This window comes from Kordia sp. E, assembly GCF_056033805.1.
This window is the reverse complement of the sequence record NZ_JBRASR010000002.1, coordinates 557,718-575,382: the sequence shown is the minus strand read 5'-3', so window position 1 is coordinate 575,382 and position 17,665 is coordinate 557,718. Positions and strand designations below refer to the sequence as shown.

21 protein-coding genes are annotated in these 17,665 nt (G+C 31.9%); 10 read left to right on the top strand and 11 right to left on the bottom strand.

The features are described 5' to 3' along the window. From ACUUYC_RS05640 to ACUUYC_RS05620, 5 genes are all read left to right on the top strand, one after another. Positions 1 to 189: a CcoQ/FixQ family Cbb3-type cytochrome c oxidase assembly chaperone gene (locus tag ACUUYC_RS05640; RefSeq protein ID WP_474264500.1), complete on the top strand. Its 189-nt coding sequence runs from the start codon at positions 1 to 3 to the stop codon at positions 187 to 189. Then, entirely contained in the window at positions 186 to 1,163 is a 978-nt protein-coding gene (locus ACUUYC_RS05635) for a cbb3-type cytochrome c oxidase N-terminal domain-containing protein (protein ID WP_474264499.1), read from the top strand. The genes ACUUYC_RS05640 and ACUUYC_RS05635 overlap by 4 nt, the downstream gene beginning before the upstream one ends. 5 nt (positions 1,164 to 1,168) lie before the next feature. After that, positions 1,169 to 2,596: a cytochrome c oxidase accessory protein CcoG gene (ccoG, locus tag ACUUYC_RS05630; protein ID WP_474264498.1), complete on the top strand. Its 1,428-nt coding sequence runs from the start codon at positions 1,169 to 1,171 to the stop codon at positions 2,594 to 2,596. 273 nt (positions 2,597 to 2,869) lie between these two features. After that, complete coding sequence (locus ACUUYC_RS05625) at positions 2,870 to 3,316, top strand: FixH family protein (protein WP_474264497.1); 447 nt, start codon at positions 2,870 to 2,872, stop codon at positions 3,314 to 3,316. A gap of 151 nt (positions 3,317 to 3,467) precedes the next feature. Beyond that, positions 3,468 to 4,169, top strand: a complete 702-nt coding sequence (locus ACUUYC_RS05620; RefSeq protein WP_474264496.1) for a sulfite exporter TauE/SafE family protein — start codon at positions 3,468 to 3,470, stop codon at positions 4,167 to 4,169. Positions 4,170 to 4,175: 6 nt separating this feature from the next. Here ACUUYC_RS05620 and ACUUYC_RS05615 read toward each other — a convergent pair whose 3' ends face one another. From ACUUYC_RS05615 to ACUUYC_RS05590, 6 genes are all read right to left on the bottom strand, one after another. Then, positions 4,176 to 4,805, bottom strand: coding sequence for a hypothetical protein (locus ACUUYC_RS05615; RefSeq protein ID WP_474264495.1), 630 nt, complete (start codon positions 4,803 to 4,805; stop codon positions 4,176 to 4,178). A 76-nt stretch (positions 4,806 to 4,881) separates the two neighbouring features. Continuing rightward, a complete protein-coding gene (locus tag ACUUYC_RS05610) occupies positions 4,882 to 5,313 on the bottom strand; it encodes a hypothetical protein (RefSeq protein WP_474264494.1) in 432 nt (143 codons plus the stop codon). A 101-nt stretch (positions 5,314 to 5,414) separates the two neighbouring features. Then, positions 5,415 to 5,882, bottom strand: coding sequence for a VOC family protein (locus tag ACUUYC_RS05605; protein ID WP_474264493.1), 468 nt, complete (start codon positions 5,880 to 5,882; stop codon positions 5,415 to 5,417). A 60-nt stretch (positions 5,883 to 5,942) separates the two neighbouring features. Next, positions 5,943 to 6,431, bottom strand: a complete 489-nt coding sequence (locus tag ACUUYC_RS05600; RefSeq protein ID WP_474264492.1) for a DinB family protein — start codon at positions 6,429 to 6,431, stop codon at positions 5,943 to 5,945. 52 nt (positions 6,432 to 6,483) lie between these two features. After that, positions 6,484 to 7,020: a GNAT family N-acetyltransferase gene (locus ACUUYC_RS05595; RefSeq protein ID WP_474264491.1), complete on the bottom strand. Its 537-nt coding sequence runs from the start codon at positions 7,018 to 7,020 to the stop codon at positions 6,484 to 6,486. A 147-nt stretch (positions 7,021 to 7,167) separates the two neighbouring features. Then, positions 7,168 to 7,635 carry a hypothetical protein gene (locus tag ACUUYC_RS05590; protein ID WP_474264490.1) on the bottom strand — a complete coding sequence of 156 codons (468 nt, stop codon included), beginning with the start codon at positions 7,633 to 7,635 and terminating at the stop codon, positions 7,168 to 7,170. A 267-nt stretch (positions 7,636 to 7,902) separates the two neighbouring features. Here ACUUYC_RS05590 and ACUUYC_RS05585 point away from each other — a divergent pair, with 267 nt between their 5' ends. Beyond that, positions 7,903 to 8,322 carry a CBS domain-containing protein gene (locus ACUUYC_RS05585; RefSeq protein WP_474264489.1) on the top strand — a complete coding sequence of 140 codons (420 nt, stop codon included), beginning with the start codon at positions 7,903 to 7,905 and terminating at the stop codon, positions 8,320 to 8,322. A 42-nt stretch (positions 8,323 to 8,364) separates the two neighbouring features. Continuing rightward, complete coding sequence (locus ACUUYC_RS05580) at positions 8,365 to 9,192, top strand: universal stress protein (protein WP_474264488.1); 828 nt, start codon at positions 8,365 to 8,367, stop codon at positions 9,190 to 9,192. An 8-nt stretch (positions 9,193 to 9,200) separates the two neighbouring features. Here the strand turns inward: ACUUYC_RS05580 and ACUUYC_RS05575 are convergent, their stop codons facing one another. The 4 genes from ACUUYC_RS05575 to hemN all read right to left on the bottom strand — a co-directional run bounded on the left by ACUUYC_RS05575 (position 9,201) and on the right by hemN (position 12,939). Continuing rightward, entirely contained in the window at positions 9,201 to 9,611 is a 411-nt protein-coding gene (locus tag ACUUYC_RS05575; RefSeq protein WP_474264487.1) for a hypothetical protein, read from the bottom strand. Between the two features lie 51 nt (positions 9,612 to 9,662). Continuing rightward, positions 9,663 to 10,367, bottom strand: coding sequence for a hypothetical protein (locus ACUUYC_RS05570; RefSeq protein WP_474264486.1), 705 nt, complete (start codon positions 10,365 to 10,367; stop codon positions 9,663 to 9,665). A gap of 366 nt (positions 10,368 to 10,733) precedes the next feature. Beyond that, positions 10,734 to 11,567, bottom strand: a complete 834-nt coding sequence (locus tag ACUUYC_RS05565; RefSeq protein ID WP_474264485.1) for a universal stress protein — start codon at positions 11,565 to 11,567, stop codon at positions 10,734 to 10,736. Between the two features lie 10 nt (positions 11,568 to 11,577). Beyond that, entirely contained in the window at positions 11,578 to 12,939 is a 1,362-nt protein-coding gene (gene hemN / locus ACUUYC_RS05560; RefSeq protein WP_474264484.1) for an oxygen-independent coproporphyrinogen III oxidase, read from the bottom strand. 185 nt (positions 12,940 to 13,124) lie between these two features. Here hemN and ppk1 point away from each other — a divergent pair, with 185 nt between their 5' ends. The 3 genes from ppk1 to ACUUYC_RS05545 all read left to right on the top strand — a co-directional run bounded on the left by ppk1 (position 13,125) and on the right by ACUUYC_RS05545 (position 16,432). Beyond that, positions 13,125 to 15,143, top strand: coding sequence for a polyphosphate kinase 1 (gene ppk1 / locus ACUUYC_RS05555; protein ID WP_474264483.1), 2,019 nt, complete (start codon positions 13,125 to 13,127; stop codon positions 15,141 to 15,143). Positions 15,144 to 15,190: 47 nt separating this feature from the next. Next, positions 15,191 to 15,757, top strand: coding sequence for a hypothetical protein (locus tag ACUUYC_RS05550; RefSeq protein WP_474264482.1), 567 nt, complete (start codon positions 15,191 to 15,193; stop codon positions 15,755 to 15,757). Positions 15,758 to 15,889: 132 nt separating this feature from the next. After that, on the top strand, positions 15,890 to 16,432 hold the full coding sequence (locus ACUUYC_RS05545) for a hypothetical protein (protein WP_474264481.1): 543 nt from the start codon (positions 15,890 to 15,892) through the stop codon (positions 16,430 to 16,432). Here ACUUYC_RS05545 and ACUUYC_RS05540 read toward each other — a convergent pair. After that, on the bottom strand, positions 16,423 to 17,592 hold the full coding sequence (locus tag ACUUYC_RS05540; protein ID WP_474264480.1) for an alpha/beta hydrolase-fold protein: 1,170 nt from the start codon (positions 17,590 to 17,592) through the stop codon (positions 16,423 to 16,425). The two genes, ACUUYC_RS05545 and ACUUYC_RS05540, sit on opposite strands and share 10 nt — an antisense overlap. Positions 17,593 to 17,665: the final 73 nt, after the last annotated feature.

Sequence of the window (17,665 nt, the reverse complement as noted above, 5' to 3'; positions counted from 1 at the left end):
ATGCTAAAATTTGTAAAAAATCATATGGAGAGCATCACAGGAATAGAAATCTATCCACTGATCTCCTTACTCATCTTCTTTACCTTTTTCGTAATACTATTTTGGTGGGTAATCACAGCAAAAAAAGAATACATCACACGTGTGAGCAATATTCCATTAGACAATCAAAATAATAACCAGAAACTATGAGAAATCTAATTCCATCTTGGGTACGTGTACTCGTCATTTTTTTCCTATTGTTTATAGGAATCGAATACTTTGTAGAATCTGGCGACAGACCAGCATTCATTGATAATCCAATGATTATGTTATTCTTAGTGTTAGTATTATTTATACTGATTGCTATTGAAGGAATTGTAGGAGCAATGGAAAATATTCTATTCAACGGACTAGATGAAGCTGCAAAAGAGCGCTATCTAGAAAAGAAAAATAAAGTGCCAGAATATAAGTTGATTAACTGGTGCAAGAAAACGTATATAAAATTACTTGGCTCGAAACCAATTGAAGAAGAAGCCGAAATTATTTTGGATCATAATTATGACGGAATTAAAGAGCTCGATAACAACTTACCGCCTTGGTGGGTATACAGTTTCTATATTTCTATCTTTTTTGCAGTAATATATATGTTTAAATATCATGTGTTTAATGGCGAAAACCAATATGATGAATTGGCCGTTGAATATGTAGAAGCAGACAAAGCATATCAAGAATACTTAAAAACAGCAAAAGACTTAGTAGACTATAAGACAGTTACTGTACTTACTGAACCTGGCGACATAAGTGCAGGGAAAAGCATTTTTACAGAAAAATGTATTGCCTGTCACAAAATTGATGGTGGTGGAGGAATTGGTCCAAACCTAACAGACAAACATTGGATTTTAGGTGGAGGAATTAACAATGTCTTCAAAACAATCTCTGAAGGAGGACGAAGTGGAAAAGGAATGGAAGCTTGGAAAAAAGAATTAAAACCTTCTCAAATTGCGCAAGTAGCAAGTTATGTACTCAACTTTCAAGGGACAACGCCAGCAGAACCAAAAGCGCCTGAAGGAGAAATTTGGGTTCCTGAAGTTCCTGAAGGAGAAAATGCTTCAAAAGTAGGAGAGAAGACCAACGTAAATGATTCTATAAAAGTAACAACGGAAACACCAAAAACTAACAACTAGTTATTGTGGAAACGCCAGAAAACGAAACATTCAGAGATTCCATTGGAACGATAAATGAAGAAGGAAAACGCGCTTGGGTATTTCCAAAAAAACCAAGTGGGAAATACTATGAATGGCGAAAAATAGTCAGCTATGTATTACTAATATTTTTACTAGCTGCACCGTTTATCAAAATAAACGGAAATCAATTTTTACTGTTCAATGTGTTGGAAAGACGTTTCAATATTTTTGGATTTCCGTTTTGGCCGCAAGATTTTCATTTAGTCGTAATTTCAATGATCATATTCGTTATTTTCATTGCATTATTTACGGTTGCTTTTGGGCGTATTTTTTGCGGTTGGATTTGTCCACAAACTATTTTCTTAGAAATGGTTTTCAGGCGAATTGAATATTGGATTGATGGTGATAGAGGAAAGCAAACTCGTTTAGCAAAACAAGCGTGGAATGCAGAGAAGATAAAAAAACGACTCTTAAAATGGTTTATCTTTTTAGTGATTTCGTTTATCATCGCAAATGTGTTTTTAGCATATTTAATTGGAAGCGATCAACTGATTCAAGATATTACGGATGGACCTTTTAAGCATTTAGGAACCTTATTTCCGTTGCTGATTTTTACAGCAGTATTCTACTTCGTATTTGCATGGTTTCGTGAGCAAGTATGTGTTATTGCGTGTCCTTACGGAAGATTACAAGGTGTTTTACTTGATAATAAATCAATATTGGTTGCTTACGATCATAAGCGTGGAGAAGGTGAAAAAGGACGTAAGAAGTTTAAGAAAAATGAAGATAGATTCGAATTAGGAAATGGAGATTGCATTGATTGTTTTCAATGTGTAAATGTGTGTCCTACGGGAATTGATATTAGAAATGGAACGCAGTTAGAATGTGTCAATTGTACAGCTTGTATTGATGAGTGCGATACCATTATGGAAAAAGTAAACTTGCCAAAAGGCTTGATCCGATATACAAGTGAAGAAGAAATTGAAAAGAAAGAGAAATTCAAGTTTACACCACGATTAAAAGGATATACGGCAGTATTAGTGATTTTGACAGGCGTATTGATTGGTATGTTGATGATTAGAAATGATGTAGAAGCAAATATCTTACGATTGTCTGGTCAGTTATATGAACAAAAGCCAGATAATAGAATCAGTAATGTATTTACGTATAAATTGATTAATAAGACGACAGATTCCATTCCGAATGTACATTTTAAGATTCGCAAGTATGAAGGCGGAACAATAAAACCAGTTACGAATTCAGAGAATTTTATTATTCCAAGACAAGGAATTGCAGAAGGAACTTTGTTTATAGAAATTCCGAAGAGGCAATTAAAAAGTGGAAAAAATAAAGTGACTGTTGAGGTTTATAGTAAAGATAAATTGATAGAGACTACCACGGTAAGTTTTATTGGTCCAACGAGTTATAACTAAGTTCCTGTGAAAACGGGAATCTGATAAGCTCAATAATTATTATTGTGAATTAGGTAAATTCAATATGCAAGGTTTGTTGAGGTACTTGACATAAGAATTGCAAACTAAAAACTGCATTAAGGATAGAGGCGACATCCTTTTATCGTCAGTTCGAGTGATTTTGTATTTCAGCTATGCTGAAAAAAACAAAATTGTATCGAGAACAAGATAAAAGATACAGCCGAAAGCCTGACCTCCGTTTTTTCGGAGGAAATGCTATAAAAAATAGAACAGATGAAAATAAATTGGGGAACAGGAATTGTATTAGCATTCATAGGCTTTATAAGTTTCATTATGTATTTCGTGATTAATATGAATATTAAAAAACAATACGATCATGATTTGGTGACCGAATCGTATTATGAAGCAGAATTGAAGTATCAAAGTGATATTGATAAGTTGAAGAATGCACAAAAATTATCTGAAAATATTTCTTGGGAACGTATCAGTTCAGGAATTGTATTGAAGTTCCCAAAATCATTAACTGAAGATAAAATCAAAGGAAAAGTGTTCCTATATAGACCATCAAGCAAACAATACGATTTCGAAATGCACATTTCGTTATCAGACCACACATTGCTCATACCTGACAATCGTTTGCTAGATGGTCGTTGGGACATTAAAGTTGATTGGAGTTATGAAGGCGAAACGTATTTGTATAAAGAATTGTTAGTGTATTGATTTCGATACAAAATTCTTTCAGAATTTCACTCAATCTGACGATTAGCATTTTTTTATTTAGAAAATTGTATCGAGAATAGCTTTTAAATTAATAACAAATAGAAAATAATAGATTCCGCATCAAGTGCGGAATTGAAAAAATAATTTTTTTATGTTAGTAGCAGGATTTATATTAGGGTTATTGGGAAGTTTTCACTGCGTTGGCATGTGCGGACCAATTGCGTTTATGTTGCCTGTAGATCGTACAAATAGTATTAAGAAAGTAGCACAAATAGTATTGTATCATGCAGGACGATTGTTGTCGTATGCAACGATTGGACTCGTATTTGGACTGCTCGGAAAAAGCATTTATATCTTCGGATTGCAACAACGATTGTCTATTGTTATTGGCGTTTTAATGATTGTTGTGATCAGTATTCCATACAAGACATTTAGCAAGTATAATTTTTCAAAACCTGTGTATAGAATCATTTCAAAAATCAAGTCGAGTTTAGGTGCACAATTCAAAAAGAAAAGGCTAGATACTTTTTTTACGATTGGTTTTTTGAATGGATTTTTACCTTGTGGATTGGTCTATATGGCAGTTTTTGGTGCAGTGGCAACTGGAAGCATTTACCAAGGAAGTTTGTATATGGTTTTGTTCGGATTGGGCACAATTCCACTGATGACAACGGCTATTTATTTGGGTAAATTTTTAAACACTTCTATAAAACAACGCATTCAAAAAGCCATTCCTGTACTTGTTGTGTTAATTGGAGTATTGTTTATACTTCGCGGTCTAGGTTTGGGAATTCCATATATTTCTCCAGCTCCAAATGCTGGAATGGTGACCAATACGATGAATTGTCATTAATGATAATTAGTTTTCAATTAATGTATAAAGACCACATGCTTTTGCAACACTAACAAAGCTATTGTCAACAGGTTCGTGTAACGTTAGTTCTCCGTTTTCATTATGAGTAATTCTTGGGAGATATTCTCCAAAAGCGAGTGTATATTCTAATTCTTTTATATATACTGAATACGATTCAAAACCATTGTCGTCATGCTTATCCACATCTGTCAACGATTTAAATGCTTTTACTACTTTGTCCTTACCATGTTTAAGAAAAAGTGTTTCAATTTTTAAGGAATCACGTTTATTACAGTCCGCTCCTAAATAACATCTATTAATAGATTCCAATAGTTGTAAGGTTTCATCATAGTTGCCTTTTTTATTCAAGATTTGAGTTTTTTTATTTAAGATTTGAGCTTTAACTAAATCAATACCAACTTTTGCTTCTATCCATGAATTTCCACAGGAACCATAATTACTATTACTAGCTTTTTCTAGGTATGCTTCTGCTAATGCAATTTCATTTTGTTGCACTGCTTTTTCTGCGTTTTTAATAAAGTCGTATCCTTCTATAGCGTTATAATCATAACTTTTCCCGCAAGAAAACAATGCTAAAGAAAAAGCAATTAAGAGTATATGTTTAAAGTTTGTCATGTATTTGTTTATCTTTTTTTGTAAACCATTACAAATGATAACTAGATTAAAGATAACTATTCTTAATTAGAAACGATTAATTCAGTTTCTCATACTGTAAACCTGGTCCGTCACAGGCTTGCCATGAACTTATAAATAAATTGTCAGATCGAAAATCCATATGTTCAACCAAGTCTGCAGAACAATTTCCAATAATATTATTATCATTCGTAAAAGTGAGTTCTAGTATGCGACCAGTATCTTGTGGAAGAAGTACGGTATATGTGCCTGAAACTTCTGTGATAATTCCATCTCTTTCTCTCTTTTTTACAAAAGTTAGATTCGTATTTAATACATATGTTTCTTGCCATTCCATATCAACACCTGTAACTGTAGAGTTTGGAATACTTCCGCTCATTTTGGTAAGTATCCAACTTCCAGCTACTTCCGAATTTGTATTCGTATCGTCATCATTACTACAAGAAGATACAATTCCGATGATGAATACAAGTAAGATTATTTTTTTCATGATATAAATCGATTTATAGTATAGATGCATTTTTTGTAGATAGGTTGCGTGGCTATGCATTTAATTTAATGACAATTAGCTTTATACGGCGTTGTATATTGTTATTTTTCATTCTTCTCAAGTTCTAACCATTCTTCATAGGATAAAACTAAACTTCCTTTTTCTGGTCTATATTTTCCAGGTAATTTTCCAATAAATTCTAAGTAATGTCCATCTGGATCAGAAAAATATATTGCTATTGCAGGTATGTTCACAAATACCATTGGTTGTTCAGTAGAATCGTTTAAAAAATTCCAAAAGTTTAGATTATTTAATTTCAAAAAGTTTACGGACTCATTTAAAATCCAATCCCAGTCACACTCAAAAGCAAAATGCCTTACGTCAATTTCTTCTTTTGGTTTTTCCCACAAACCTAACATTGCTTTTTGTGGTTCTCCTATCCAGAATAGTGCAACTCTTCTATCTTCTTCATAAAGATATTGCTCAAGTTTTAATGTATTCGTGTAAAAGTCAATTGAACGTTCAAGATTTTCAACAAATAGATGGGTTTCAAAAAGTCCTTTTATCATTTTTATTTTAGTTTTTGGCAGTGATATTTAACGTGTTTCAATTTATACTATTCGGCTTCATCAGAGCTGTTTGTTTCGTTTAATAAAATAGAATAGCATATCTGTTGAAGGTGCTTTTGTGAGTCCTAATTGATGTCCCATTGTAATTATTTGTCCTCGATGAAAAGTGCTATGATTCATGCAATGTTGAATTAACTCAAACTGCGTGAAGGTTCCTTCCAAAGTAGTTACTTTCAAGAATCTAGACTCATTTAATGACTTTTGACTTTTAACATAGTCTACAAAAACTTCTGATTGTTCAATAAGCCCTTTTAGAATTTCTTCAAGAGTATTTCCCCATAACCTTTCAAGAGGTTGCTCTTTTAAAACACAATAATAAAATATTTGACCATCCAAAATATGATCTACTGTCTTTAAGATATTAGAAAAACTTGATTTACATTCCTTCGTCAATAATTTTTGTTCATTAGCTTTTAGCCAAGTTAATAGTCGTTTGTTAGCCCATAGATTATAATTAACTAATTCTCTTATCTTATCTATTTCTTCCATTAATATTGAGTTCGTGAGGTAGTATGTCAATCGTTTACATAAGTACTAGTTTTTAATGCTCTTTGTTTTTTGTGATAAGATTTTTATCACACCAATACCAAGCAACATCTTTACTTCCAGGTTCATAAGGTGCAAACTTGTCAAATTTCATCCCAACTTTTTCCATTACTCTTATGGATGCTTTATTTTCTTTCATAGCAATAGCAATTATCCGTTTTAATTGGAGTTTATCAAATCCGTATGTCAAAATTGCATGAGATACTTCTGTTGCAAAGCCCATTCCCCAATACTTAGGTAAAAACCGATAACCAAGATCAATTTCATCAAATTCAGGCAAATATGCTAAACCAGCCCAGCCAATAAACTGCATTTCATTTTTTAGAAAGGTAGCCCATCTTCCATATCCATACTTTTTATAGTCGTTAGTTCTTGCCCGTATTGCTTGTTCCATTTCTTCAATAGATTCAATGAGTGGTTCTCCCGTATATTTTTGTACGTCAGAATTAGAATGTAACCGAAACATTTCCTCTTTATCGTCCAAGGTAATTTCCTTTAACAATAATCTTTCTGTTTCTATTAAAGTCTTCATTTTATGGTTTATAACGTGTTTGTGCATGATTTCGTTGTGGAGTCATCTACAGAATTATTCTGCCGAAATCCAGCCCTTTATTTTATAAATTAAACTTTGTTTTAACTTTTTGCCATAATGAATTATAGCTATTGTTGTCAAATTTTTTTATTTTTTTAATTCGAATTCCGTTTCGTTTTTCCACTCCACTTGATATATTCCACCACCTTCATCTATTTCAGTCGCTTTAAAGTCAAATGAATTAAGAAACATAGTTAAACCTGTAATTCCGCCATAAGGATATCCATAAGCATAGAATTCAAGCCGTCCTTTTCCATCTCCAATATTTTCACATTTCAAAAACTCGATATCTACATTTTTAACTAGATATTGCGTCATTGAATAAAAATGCCAAGTTCCGCCATCAGGTTCACTAGTTTGAAATTCAGGCTTGAAATCAGAATCTGCAAAATAGTAATGCTTAAGAGTATAGTCTGGAAATTTGCCCAGCCAATATTCATCAGTTATATAATCTCCACTTTTTTTCGATTTAGAAATCAGGTCAAGGAGTTTAATTAAATCATTAAACTTAACTACATCATTAATTTTAAATTCTATGTATTCGTTCTTTTCCAATCTATCTAATGCTTACCAACATTTACATACTCGGAATTCCGTATGTTTCTATGATAACTAAAGCTAAAAGAATCTTTATGAATTTCAAAGGAATAGGTGTGTTTTCTTTTAAACATTAATTTTTAATTAGGGTGTATTGCAAATTTTCATAGGATGCTTAAATTTTTTTCAAAGACACTATTAAAAACCTTTCTTACTATGACAAATATCATAGTAATTCTTCTGATTCTTGGGTACTTTTAATATAGAAATTAAAACTAAATTAAGATGAAGAAAAGAACTCCAGTTTCAACAATTATGACAGCAAATGTCATCACATTAAACCATACAGACAATTTAGACACAGCAGAACGTTTGTTTAAATCAAAAAATATTCGTCACATTCCTGTCGTAAGCGGCGATGCCATTATTGGAATGTTGAGTTATACTGATTTATTACGTATAAGCTTTGCAGATGGAGCGTATGAAGAAGAATCAAATGTAGAAACCGTTGTGTATAATATGTTTACCATAGAGCAAGTAATGGCGAAAAACTTGGTCAGTGTAGGTTCGCAAACGACCATTAAAGAAGCGGCTGAAATATTAGCCAAAAAAGAGTTTCATGCATTGCCAGTAACTGACAATGAAAAACTTGTTGGAATTCTGACCACAACAGATTTAATTAACTATTTACTAGACCAATTTTAATATGTCAAAATGCAGTAGCGAAATTCATTAAATAACAATCTTATGAAAAACATTTTAATATTAACCGATTTCTCAGCATGTTCGAAAAATGCAACACAGTATGCAATTGATTTTCTAAAAAACGAAACCTGTTGTTTTTACATTATGCATGTGCACAAATCGGGAAGTTTTACAATGGATGATTTAATGTCTTCCGCTACTGCTAATGTATATGATAGTGTTTTAAAAGCGGAAAAAGATCGTTTACAGAAATTTATGGATACATTGAAACAATCGTCACAGAATGACAAACATGAATTCCATTCTATTCTTGATTACGATACGTTTATTCAGGCAACCTATCGCATTATTGAAGAGAAAAAGATTGATTTAGTAGTAGCAGGATATAATGGTGTTTCTAACATGGAAGAAATTGTCTTTGGAAGTCATACGTTAAGTATCATACGGAGCATCAATTGTAATACACTTATAATTCCTGAATATACAAAGTATAATCATCCAAAAACATTATTGTTATTGCTTGACGCGAAAGATGATATCCAAAGTGAAGCGTTTACAAGTATTTTAAATATTGTGAAAGAACATACTATTGAAATGCATATTGTTCGTGTGTATGAAAAACCTACGACAGCACCACGTTATGACGAATCGTATTTAATGAAGCATTGTAAAGGTATAAACTACAAGTATTGTGTTGTTCAAAATGTACCATTAGCATATGTAAAATCATGTTATGTGCAGCTACATGAAATTGATATGATTGGTTTAATTGTTCAGAAAGAATCTGTATTCGAACGTTTATTTAAGCATTCATCTACCACAACAATTAGCAAAACATTAAAGAAACCTTTGTTTGTAACGCATCCGTGATGAATAATCTAATTTCTTTCAAAAACTAAATCAGGGCCATCTATATATGATTGCCCTATTTTCATTTGTCCGTTTGTGAAATCATACGTCCATTTTGCCTCTCCAATTTTTACGAGTACGATCATTTGTTCTCCAGGATTTGGAGATCCAGTTAAATAATCTTCTCCAAAAATGTATTCATACTCACCAATTGGATACCCTGCATTTGCTCCTCCAGAAACTGAAAGTACTCCATTGGAATGAAAATTATATACGATATTTTGATCTGTATAATCAATTTCGTTTACAGTTTGACTAATAAAAATTGCTTTTGTTAATTTCCATTCTCCAACAATCTCACTATCTGTTTGATTGTCATCATCATTTGAACAATTTGAAAATAATCCAATTGTTAATAGTAACAGTATAAACTTTTTCATGTGTATTGTTTTACAATAGATGTCTTTTTTTCAAATGGTTGCGTCAAAATTTTAGTTTTCTTGCGGATTATTTTCTTTTTGAAATGGATGTACATCTTCAAGCATTTCGTTTTTCCAAAAATCTAAGTTGTCTTTATAAATTCTGGTTACTGGAAATCCTTCTGCTTCTTGTTTTGCAGACCAAGTCAAATGTACAAGAGCAATACTGTTATCTTCTAATTCTAAAACAATATCATCGTTGTTCGTTTTTTTAGCAATCAGCTCAACGTTTTTGTTATATAGAATATGATTTGGAGAAAGTTCGAGTTTGAGTTCATTCATCAAAGTCCGGATATGATCTTCTTCTATTTCTAGCGCATCCCAATACGGTTCTATAAACTTTAAATTAAAGACGGAAGTATTTAATACATCTTCTAAACTTCCTTGTTTTAATATATCTGTAATAGTTTTTTCAATACAATCTCTTGTCAATTCTTTGACGAAAAGATCTGGTGGGATTTGATACAAACCATGAAGGTTGTCATTATTTTCTTTATCGTAGTCAGTGGCAGTTTGTAAAAATTGATACGTCCAAACATTAATGCCATAATATCTTCCATCAAGCATATCAACTCCAATATTGGCAAAATCATTTTCTAGATTTTCCCAACTACATGTTTCTTCAAATTCGAGCCATAATTTAAAAGAAACTCCATCACTTTCTATGATTTTGTCTCTGAGAGGGTTTGGTTTAAAAGGTGTTTTTTTTTGGTTCATTAGGTTATTTTATAAAGCTTTCAGTACTGTAACAATACACAGTATTATCTAAAAGGTAACTTTAAGGACTGGCGAAATATGACTTTAAAAATGTGTGATCATATTTAATAAAGTGAATTAAATACTTTTTGAGGGTAATGTAGATTTTTCACAGTTCAATAACAGTCCAGGGTTTAATTTGATTCAAAGGGTTTAAGTTTAAGTCAAATACATAGTTTCAGCTAAATTTACAAGAATTCAATCAATATCAAAAACATAATTTAAAAACTAAGTATAAAAAAGCAGGAAAATGTTAGAATTTTCCTGCTTTTTTTCATTAGAATGTTGTTCTGAGTGAAATTCTGTAAAGAATTTCATATAGAGAAATTAAATTTTGAATGTTATTACTGGCAATGTAGAATGATTTGCGATGTCTTCAGAAATACTTCCTTCAAAAAAATGTGCCAATCCTTTGCGTCCATGTGTTGCCACCGCAATTAAATCAGCTCCTTTGATACTTGCAAAGTTTAAAATACCTTTTTCAATAGAATAATCACTTACGTAATGTATATGTTCCATCGTATCTGTATGTCCGTCAGCAATCTTTAAAAAATCTTCTACACGTGTTTCCATTTCTGTAGAACTTTTAAAACTCGCACCTGGTAAGTTTACATACACTAAGTGCAACGTAGCACCAAGTTTTGAAAATAGTGCTTTTGCGTTGATATATGGTTTAATGGCTTCCTTTGAAAAGTCGCACGCAAGTACTACATTTTCAAAATCCATCAAAATAGGATTATATTTTACAACCAATACAGGAATATCTGAATGACGAACTACTTTTTCTGTGTTCGATCCAATAAATACTTCTTTTATACCACTTGAACCATGCGATCCCATAATAATTATATCTGCATTGTGCTCTTTGGCAACATCATTCACCTCGCTAAACACTTTAAAATGCTTTACAATTGGTGTTACCTTTACATCTTTTAAATATGGTTTGTCTAAGAAATCTATAAACTTTTGTTCGGCTAATTTCAAGAAAAAAACAGCTTCTGCTTGTCTATTGCCATCAGTGTCAGAAATAAGCGCATTTGATAATTCTAGCATATGTAATGCCAATACTTCTGCATCGTATTTTTTAGCCATAATTGCGGCAGCTTCCAGTGCAAATTCTGAATGTTTTGAGAAATCTACGGGTACAATAATTTTTTTCATATCTAGTTTTTTAAATAGTCATTGAGAATAATTGTGTTGCTGGTTTTTTTCGTTGTAACAATACGTCAAAAGCCATGCAAATGTTACGTACAAAAGGTTTTCCCTTTTTGGTAATGTATAGTGTATTATTGGTAATATGTATTAATTCGTCAACTTCAAATTCTTGTAATTTCAAGCGTATATTTGACAATTCAGGAATTTGTGTTGTTTCAGTATTCCATGAAGTTTTAAAGTTGCACATTAAGTTCAAAATATGCTTTCTAATAATTAAATCTTCTTCCGTAAGGATATGACCTTTCACCACAGGAATACAATCTTTATTTACTAATTCGTAATAGGTTTCAATATCTTTTACATTCTGTGCAAAACCATACCAACTATCACTTATTGAAGAAACGCCTAAGCCAATCATAACCTGTGTTTTATTGGCAGTATATCCCATAAAATTTCTGTGTAAACGTTTTTCAATCATTGATGTATACAACGCATCTGTTGGCAATGCAAAATGATCCATTCCAATGTCTATATAACCAGCTTCTTTTAATAAAAACTTACCCAAATTGTACTGAGCTGTCTTTTCATTGGCAGTTGGTAAATCGTCATCTTTAAAACCGCGTTGTCCATTTCCTTTTATCCAAGGTACGTGTGCATAACTGTAAAAAGCAATACTATCAGGCGCCAACTGCTTTGTTTTGGCAATAGTTTCTGTAACATGTTCAGTTGTCTGAAATGGCAATCCGAAAATAATATCATGTCCAACAGAAGTATATCCTATCGTTCTAGCGAGTTCTGTAACATTTTTTACATTTTGAAAAGGTTGTATGCGATGAATTGCTTTCTGAACCGTTTCATTATAATCTTGCACGCCAAAACTCACACGTCTAAAACCTAAGTCATAGAAAGTCTGTAAATGTATTTCGGTTGTATTATTTGGATGACCTTCAAAGCTAAATTCATAATTTTCGGCAAGTGTAGCGCGCGAAAGAATTCCTTCAATTAGTTTTTGTAAATTTTTTGGTGAAAAAAAAGTGGGCGTTCCACCACCAAGATGAAGTTCTTTAATCATTGGTTTGTCTTCCAATAGATCACAGTACAACGCCCACTCACTCAAAACTGCATTTATATAAGGAGTTTCTACATCATGCCTTTTTGTTATTCGTTTGTTACAACCGCAAAACGTACATAAACTTTCACAAAAAGGCAAATGAATGTAGATACTTATTCCTTCTTTATCATTGCTTTCGCTGAACGATTTTCGCAATGCTATTTTCCATTTTTCTAATGAAAATGTATCTAAATTCCAATATGGAACCGTCGGATAACTTGTATATCGCGGACCAGCCACATTATATTTATTCACTAAATTGCACATACCTAATAATTATATTTCAAAAGTAAGCAGCAGTTTGCGCCTGTCATATGATATATGTCATGTTTGGGAAAAAGAAGCTAACTATTTGTTTCTAAGTCAATAACTTTATCATATTGTTAAGCATTTTATAACGTAAGGTTCTATATATATTAATGACTACTTTTATTCACTAAAGCTTGATTTAAATGTCTTTAAGCACAGAAGAGTATTATCACAGAGATGTATCATGGTTACGTTTTAATCATCGTGTGTTGCAGGAAGCTGCTGACAAGCGAAATCCATTGTATGAACGAATTAAATTTTTAGCAATTTTTTCTTCCAATTTGGATGAATTTTTCAAAGTGCGAGTTTCTGCTATTCGACAGATTAAACAATTGGACAAAGGCTTGCGTAAAAAGTTGATTACGAAGCCAAATAAGGTATTACGAAAAATTAAAAAAGAAGTCAATCTTCAACAAGAAGAATTTGGTAACATCTTTCAAAATCAAATCATTCCAGAGTTAAAAACAGAAGGAATTCTACTAACAAATTGGACACAATTTACAGATGCACAACAACAACAATTCGCGGAAGCATATTATCAAAAAGAATTAAAAGAAAAATTGTTGTTTGATAGTAAAATTTCTTCAGAAGATACTTTCATTGAAAACGAACAATTATATTTAGTATCTGTACATGAAGGAAACTTGCTTGTATTTAAAATACCGTCAGATACAGCACGATTTGTAGTGTTTCCAACAGAAAATAGCACACATGTTATTACGTTTATTGATGACGTTTTAAAATATAAATTATCAACAATATATCCTGAAAATACGTTTTACTCCTTGAAGGTTTCGCGTGATGCAGAATTGTACATTGACAATGAATATTCAGGGAATTTATTGGAGAAAATCAAAAATTCACTAAGCAATAGAGATACTGGTCAAGTAACACGAATGCTAATTGATCAAAAAGCACCAGAAACACTTTTAGACGCGCTGAAAAAAGAACTAAACGTAAACGAAACAGATATTGTTTTAGGCGGAACGTATCATAATTTTAAAGACTTTTTCGGTTTTCCGAATCCGACAGCGAAAGCGTTATCATTGCCAACACTTCCGCCAGTTCGCAATCAAGAATTATCGCAGTATAATAGCATGTTTACAGCAATTTCAACGAAAGACAGATTGTTGTATTTTCCATATGAATCGTTTGATCATGTTTCTGAATTATTGGAAGAAGCGGCTGCTGATGAAAAGGTAACCAATATTAAAATTACCTTATACCGTGTTGCCAAAGAATCCCGATTGACAACTGCTTTAATTAATGCCTGTAAAAACGGCAAGAAAGTCATGGTGTTTATAGAAACCAAAGCCCGATTTGATGAACAGAATAATATAAAATGGGGAAAGATTTTGGAAGACAATGGCGCCAATGTAATTTATAGTTATCCAGGCATCAAAGTGCATTCAAAGATATTGTGTATTGAGCGTATAGAAAACGAAACTTCAAAATTATACGGATACATTGGAACAGGGAATTTCAATGAAAAAACGGCAACGTTGTATACAGATTTTGGTTTGATGACTGCAAACGAAAAGGTAACTTCTGAACTCAGACAAGTATTTCAGGTATTAGAACGTGAGATCATCATTCCGAAAAGTAAAAAGTTATTGATTTCTCCTTTTACAACACGAAGTACTTTTTTAGAATTGATTGATCAGGAAATTGCAACTGCAAAAGCCGGAAAAGAAGCGTATATCATTCTAAAACTAAACAGTATTCAAGATATCAGAATGATTGATGCTTTGTACAAAGCAAGTAATGCAGGTGTAAAAATTGAATTATTAGTACGCGGTATTTGTTGTGTAGTGCCAGGAATTGAAGGGCAAAGCGAAAACATTACCATCAAAAGTATATTAGGACAGTTTTTAGAACATGCGCGTGTATATATCTTTGGAAATGCTGGAAACGAAAAAATGTATATTGGTTCGGCAGATTGGATGACACGTAACTTAGATCATCGTATTGAAGTGATTGCGCCAATTCTAGACAAAGACATTCATAATACAATTAAAACCTATATACAATGGCAATTGGATGATACGGTAAAAGCAAGAATCATTGATGCGAAACAGAAAAACAACTACGTAAAACTTGATGAGAAAGCCGTTCATTCACAGGAAAAAGCGTATCAAGAATTATTAAAGATGAATTCGTAACATAGTATTTTATTTTTATACATATAGTATAACTGGAATACAGCATTATGGAAAAAATAGTATTTGATTTAATAATGACCCGAAAAGGATTTTCCTATGGATTTTTTAAATCGAAATGGATTCCTATCCTAGGATTGACTGGAATTTTGTCATTACTAGGTTTTGCTTTTGTATCTGATAAAGTTTATGACATAAATTTACGGGATTACACTGCGTTTAATTTTATAGGTTTAATTTTTTTGATTTTCATCTTGATAGGAGTCCTAAAGTATTTTGATATTTTTAATGGAGATTATTTCGAAAAAAAAGGGTTGTTCTTTTTAGATGCACACGCAATTACTATTGATTATACCAACGTATATTCCCTAGACAAAGTGAAATATATCAAATTTCATATCTCGGAATCTCTTGAAGGCTATTTATTAGCCTATGATAACGGAAAACTAAGACGGTGTTATGGAGCAGCTAACTTTATCACGTTTCAGTTAGAAGAAAACACATATACACACCAATTTATCATAATTTCAGAAGGTCAGAAGCAATTGCTTATCGAAAAAGTAATTCCGAAATTACAATCTAAAACAAAAGTTAGTTTCACAAATACTATGATATAATTGTTTACAACTTAATAAAGGAATTAGTAACTGTTTTTTTAAAAGCATTATCTTAAAGTATAATTATGTTGTGTTAGATTTTTGTAACATTTTATAAATTTCGATACTGATTATTTATAGAAAAATGTATACATGGAAAAAATAGCTTTTGATGTAGTTACTTCTAAAAAGGGAGTGTGGTTTGATATTTCAAATTCAGAAAAAGTTGTATTCGCAGGTTTTATGGGATTTGGGTTTTTATTAATTTTCGGAGCGCTTTTTCATAAAATATATGAACTAAACATACTTAATTATTTGGCAGTAAAGCTAATAGCGCTTACATGTCTAATTTGTATTATTATAGGAAGATTTATGTCTTATAGAGATTACGATGGAAATGATCTTGCTGTCAATAGCATTCTATTTTTTAATGAAGATGAAATCACTTTTGATTATACAGAAGTTTTTCCACTTTCAGAAGTCACCTATATTAAGTTTAAAATTTTTGATTACAAAGGAGTTCGTAAAAGTAGAGATCCGAAGATGAGTCTTGGCGCTGATAATTATATTGAATTTCAACATGAGAGAAAAAAACATAAATTTCAATTTGTTATTGAGTCAGAAGGACACATGCAACTACTGAAAGAAAAGTTAATTCCGCAATTACGAGAAAAGACAAAAGTTACTTACTCATAACTCGCTAACTTTTCATCAATCCATTCCATGACGTTTTTATAATAATTATCGCTAACAGTGGCTTTTTGTTCTTCTAATAGTTTTTTGGTTTTTATAAAATTAGTTTTAGCCAATGCTGTTTTGCCCATCTTATCATACAAATCGCAAATGTTTACATGTACTTTAACATCATTCGGTTTTTTGGCTAAAGCCAATGTGTAAATTTCGACAGCAACATCATATTTATCTTGATCTCTAAAATCGTTTCCAACAAAGTTTAAATAGTTAGTACTTGCTTCGTGCACATAACCAAATACTTCTTTTCGTTGTTTATTAAATTGATCAAGTTGTGCTTTTAAGTTTCCATTTTTTGCAAAATCTTCCAGTACTTTCTGATCTGCAAAGTAATTTCTGCTCATACTAATTAAACCATCACACATAGATGGACCAACAATTTGCCAATGCCCAACACGTTCTATGTGTCTTGGTTGCCAAGCAATGGTTTTATTCGGGTATATTTTAAGCAACGAATCTATAGTATTTACATAACCGCCAAACTCTATTTCCCGTCTTCCAACATCACCATGGCTGAAATAGAGATATTTTCCAAACGTGGTATTATTTTTTAATAGAGAATCTGCGTGTTTTACAATCACATTGTCTTTATCGCCAAACGATGGACTAATTCCTATATAAGCACTAAACATATCGCGTTTGTCACTAAACAATGTATTCCCAACAAAAGCGCCGCCCCATGAATGCCCTAAAATCGTTCTAAAACCGTCTGTCCTATAGTTCTTTGCTATCAGTGGAAATACTTCATTTTTAAGATGCTCTTGAAGTTTTGAATTTTCTGGGTTAAACTCTGGTCCACGATTATCAGAAACCACACCAACTACAATCATTGGTATTACCGAATAATTGTCAACCATATAGCCAATATTCCCTTTGGCAGCATCCCAAAATATTTGATGTTGTGCATCTAAAACATAAGTTACTGCATATTTAGAAATAGAATCTCTATTGTATCTATTAGGCAAAAAGACTTTTACCTTGCGTTCTTTACCAAAAACTTTTGAATTGATCGTATGTTCAATTTCTGATTCAGGTTTGTCTTGTGCATAACAGATGCCTACAAATAGAAAAACTGAAAGAATACTAATGGTTTTGAAGAACTTCATAATGGTTAGTTTTTAAAGCTAACGTTGGAAGTTGTTTTTTAATTGTCTAAAAATGAAACTTTTACAATTTATT

Excerpts from the sequence above, each read along its gene's own strand:
- ACUUYC_RS05640 (WP_474264500.1), top strand. The coding sequence starts at position 1 with ATGCTAAAATTTGTAAAAAATCATATGGAGAGCATCACAGGAATAGAA.
- ACUUYC_RS05635 (WP_474264499.1), top strand. The coding sequence starts at position 186 with ATGAGAAATCTAATTCCATCTTGGGTACGTGTACTCGTCATTTTTTTC.
- ACUUYC_RS05625 (WP_474264497.1), top strand. The coding sequence starts at position 2,870 with ATGAAAATAAATTGGGGAACAGGAATTGTATTAGCATTCATAGGCTTT.
- ACUUYC_RS05620 (WP_474264496.1), top strand. The coding sequence starts at position 3,468 with ATGTTAGTAGCAGGATTTATATTAGGGTTATTGGGAAGTTTTCACTGC.
- ACUUYC_RS05615 (WP_474264495.1), bottom strand. The coding sequence starts at position 4,805 with ATGACAAACTTTAAACATATACTCTTAATTGCTTTTTCTTTAGCATTG.
- ACUUYC_RS05610 (WP_474264494.1), bottom strand. The coding sequence starts at position 5,313 with ATGAAAAAAATAATCTTACTTGTATTCATCATCGGAATTGTATCTTCT.
- ACUUYC_RS05605 (WP_474264493.1), bottom strand. The coding sequence starts at position 5,882 with ATGATAAAAGGACTTTTTGAAACCCATCTATTTGTTGAAAATCTTGAA.
- ACUUYC_RS05600 (WP_474264492.1), bottom strand. The coding sequence starts at position 6,431 with ATGGAAGAAATAGATAAGATAAGAGAATTAGTTAATTATAATCTATGG.
- ACUUYC_RS05595 (WP_474264491.1), bottom strand. The coding sequence starts at position 7,020 with ATGAAGACTTTAATAGAAACAGAAAGATTATTGTTAAAGGAAATTACC.
- ACUUYC_RS05585 (WP_474264489.1), top strand. The coding sequence starts at position 7,903 with ATGAAGAAAAGAACTCCAGTTTCAACAATTATGACAGCAAATGTCATC.
- ACUUYC_RS05580 (WP_474264488.1), top strand. The coding sequence starts at position 8,365 with ATGAAAAACATTTTAATATTAACCGATTTCTCAGCATGTTCGAAAAAT.
- ACUUYC_RS05575 (WP_474264487.1), bottom strand. The coding sequence starts at position 9,611 with ATGAAAAAGTTTATACTGTTACTATTAACAATTGGATTATTTTCAAAT.
- ACUUYC_RS05570 (WP_474264486.1), bottom strand. The coding sequence starts at position 10,367 with ATGAACCAAAAAAAAACACCTTTTAAACCAAACCCTCTCAGAGACAAA.
- ACUUYC_RS05565 (WP_474264485.1), bottom strand. The coding sequence starts at position 11,567 with ATGAAAAAAATTATTGTACCCGTAGATTTCTCAAAACATTCAGAATTT.
- hemN (WP_474264484.1), bottom strand. The coding sequence starts at position 12,939 with ATGTGCAATTTAGTGAATAAATATAATGTGGCTGGTCCGCGATATACA.
- ppk1 (WP_474264483.1), top strand. The coding sequence starts at position 13,125 with ATGTCTTTAAGCACAGAAGAGTATTATCACAGAGATGTATCATGGTTA.
- ACUUYC_RS05550 (WP_474264482.1), top strand. The coding sequence starts at position 15,191 with ATGGAAAAAATAGTATTTGATTTAATAATGACCCGAAAAGGATTTTCC.
- ACUUYC_RS05545 (WP_474264481.1), top strand. The coding sequence starts at position 15,890 with ATGGAAAAAATAGCTTTTGATGTAGTTACTTCTAAAAAGGGAGTGTGG.
- ACUUYC_RS05540 (WP_474264480.1), bottom strand. The coding sequence starts at position 17,592 with ATGAAGTTCTTCAAAACCATTAGTATTCTTTCAGTTTTTCTATTTGTA.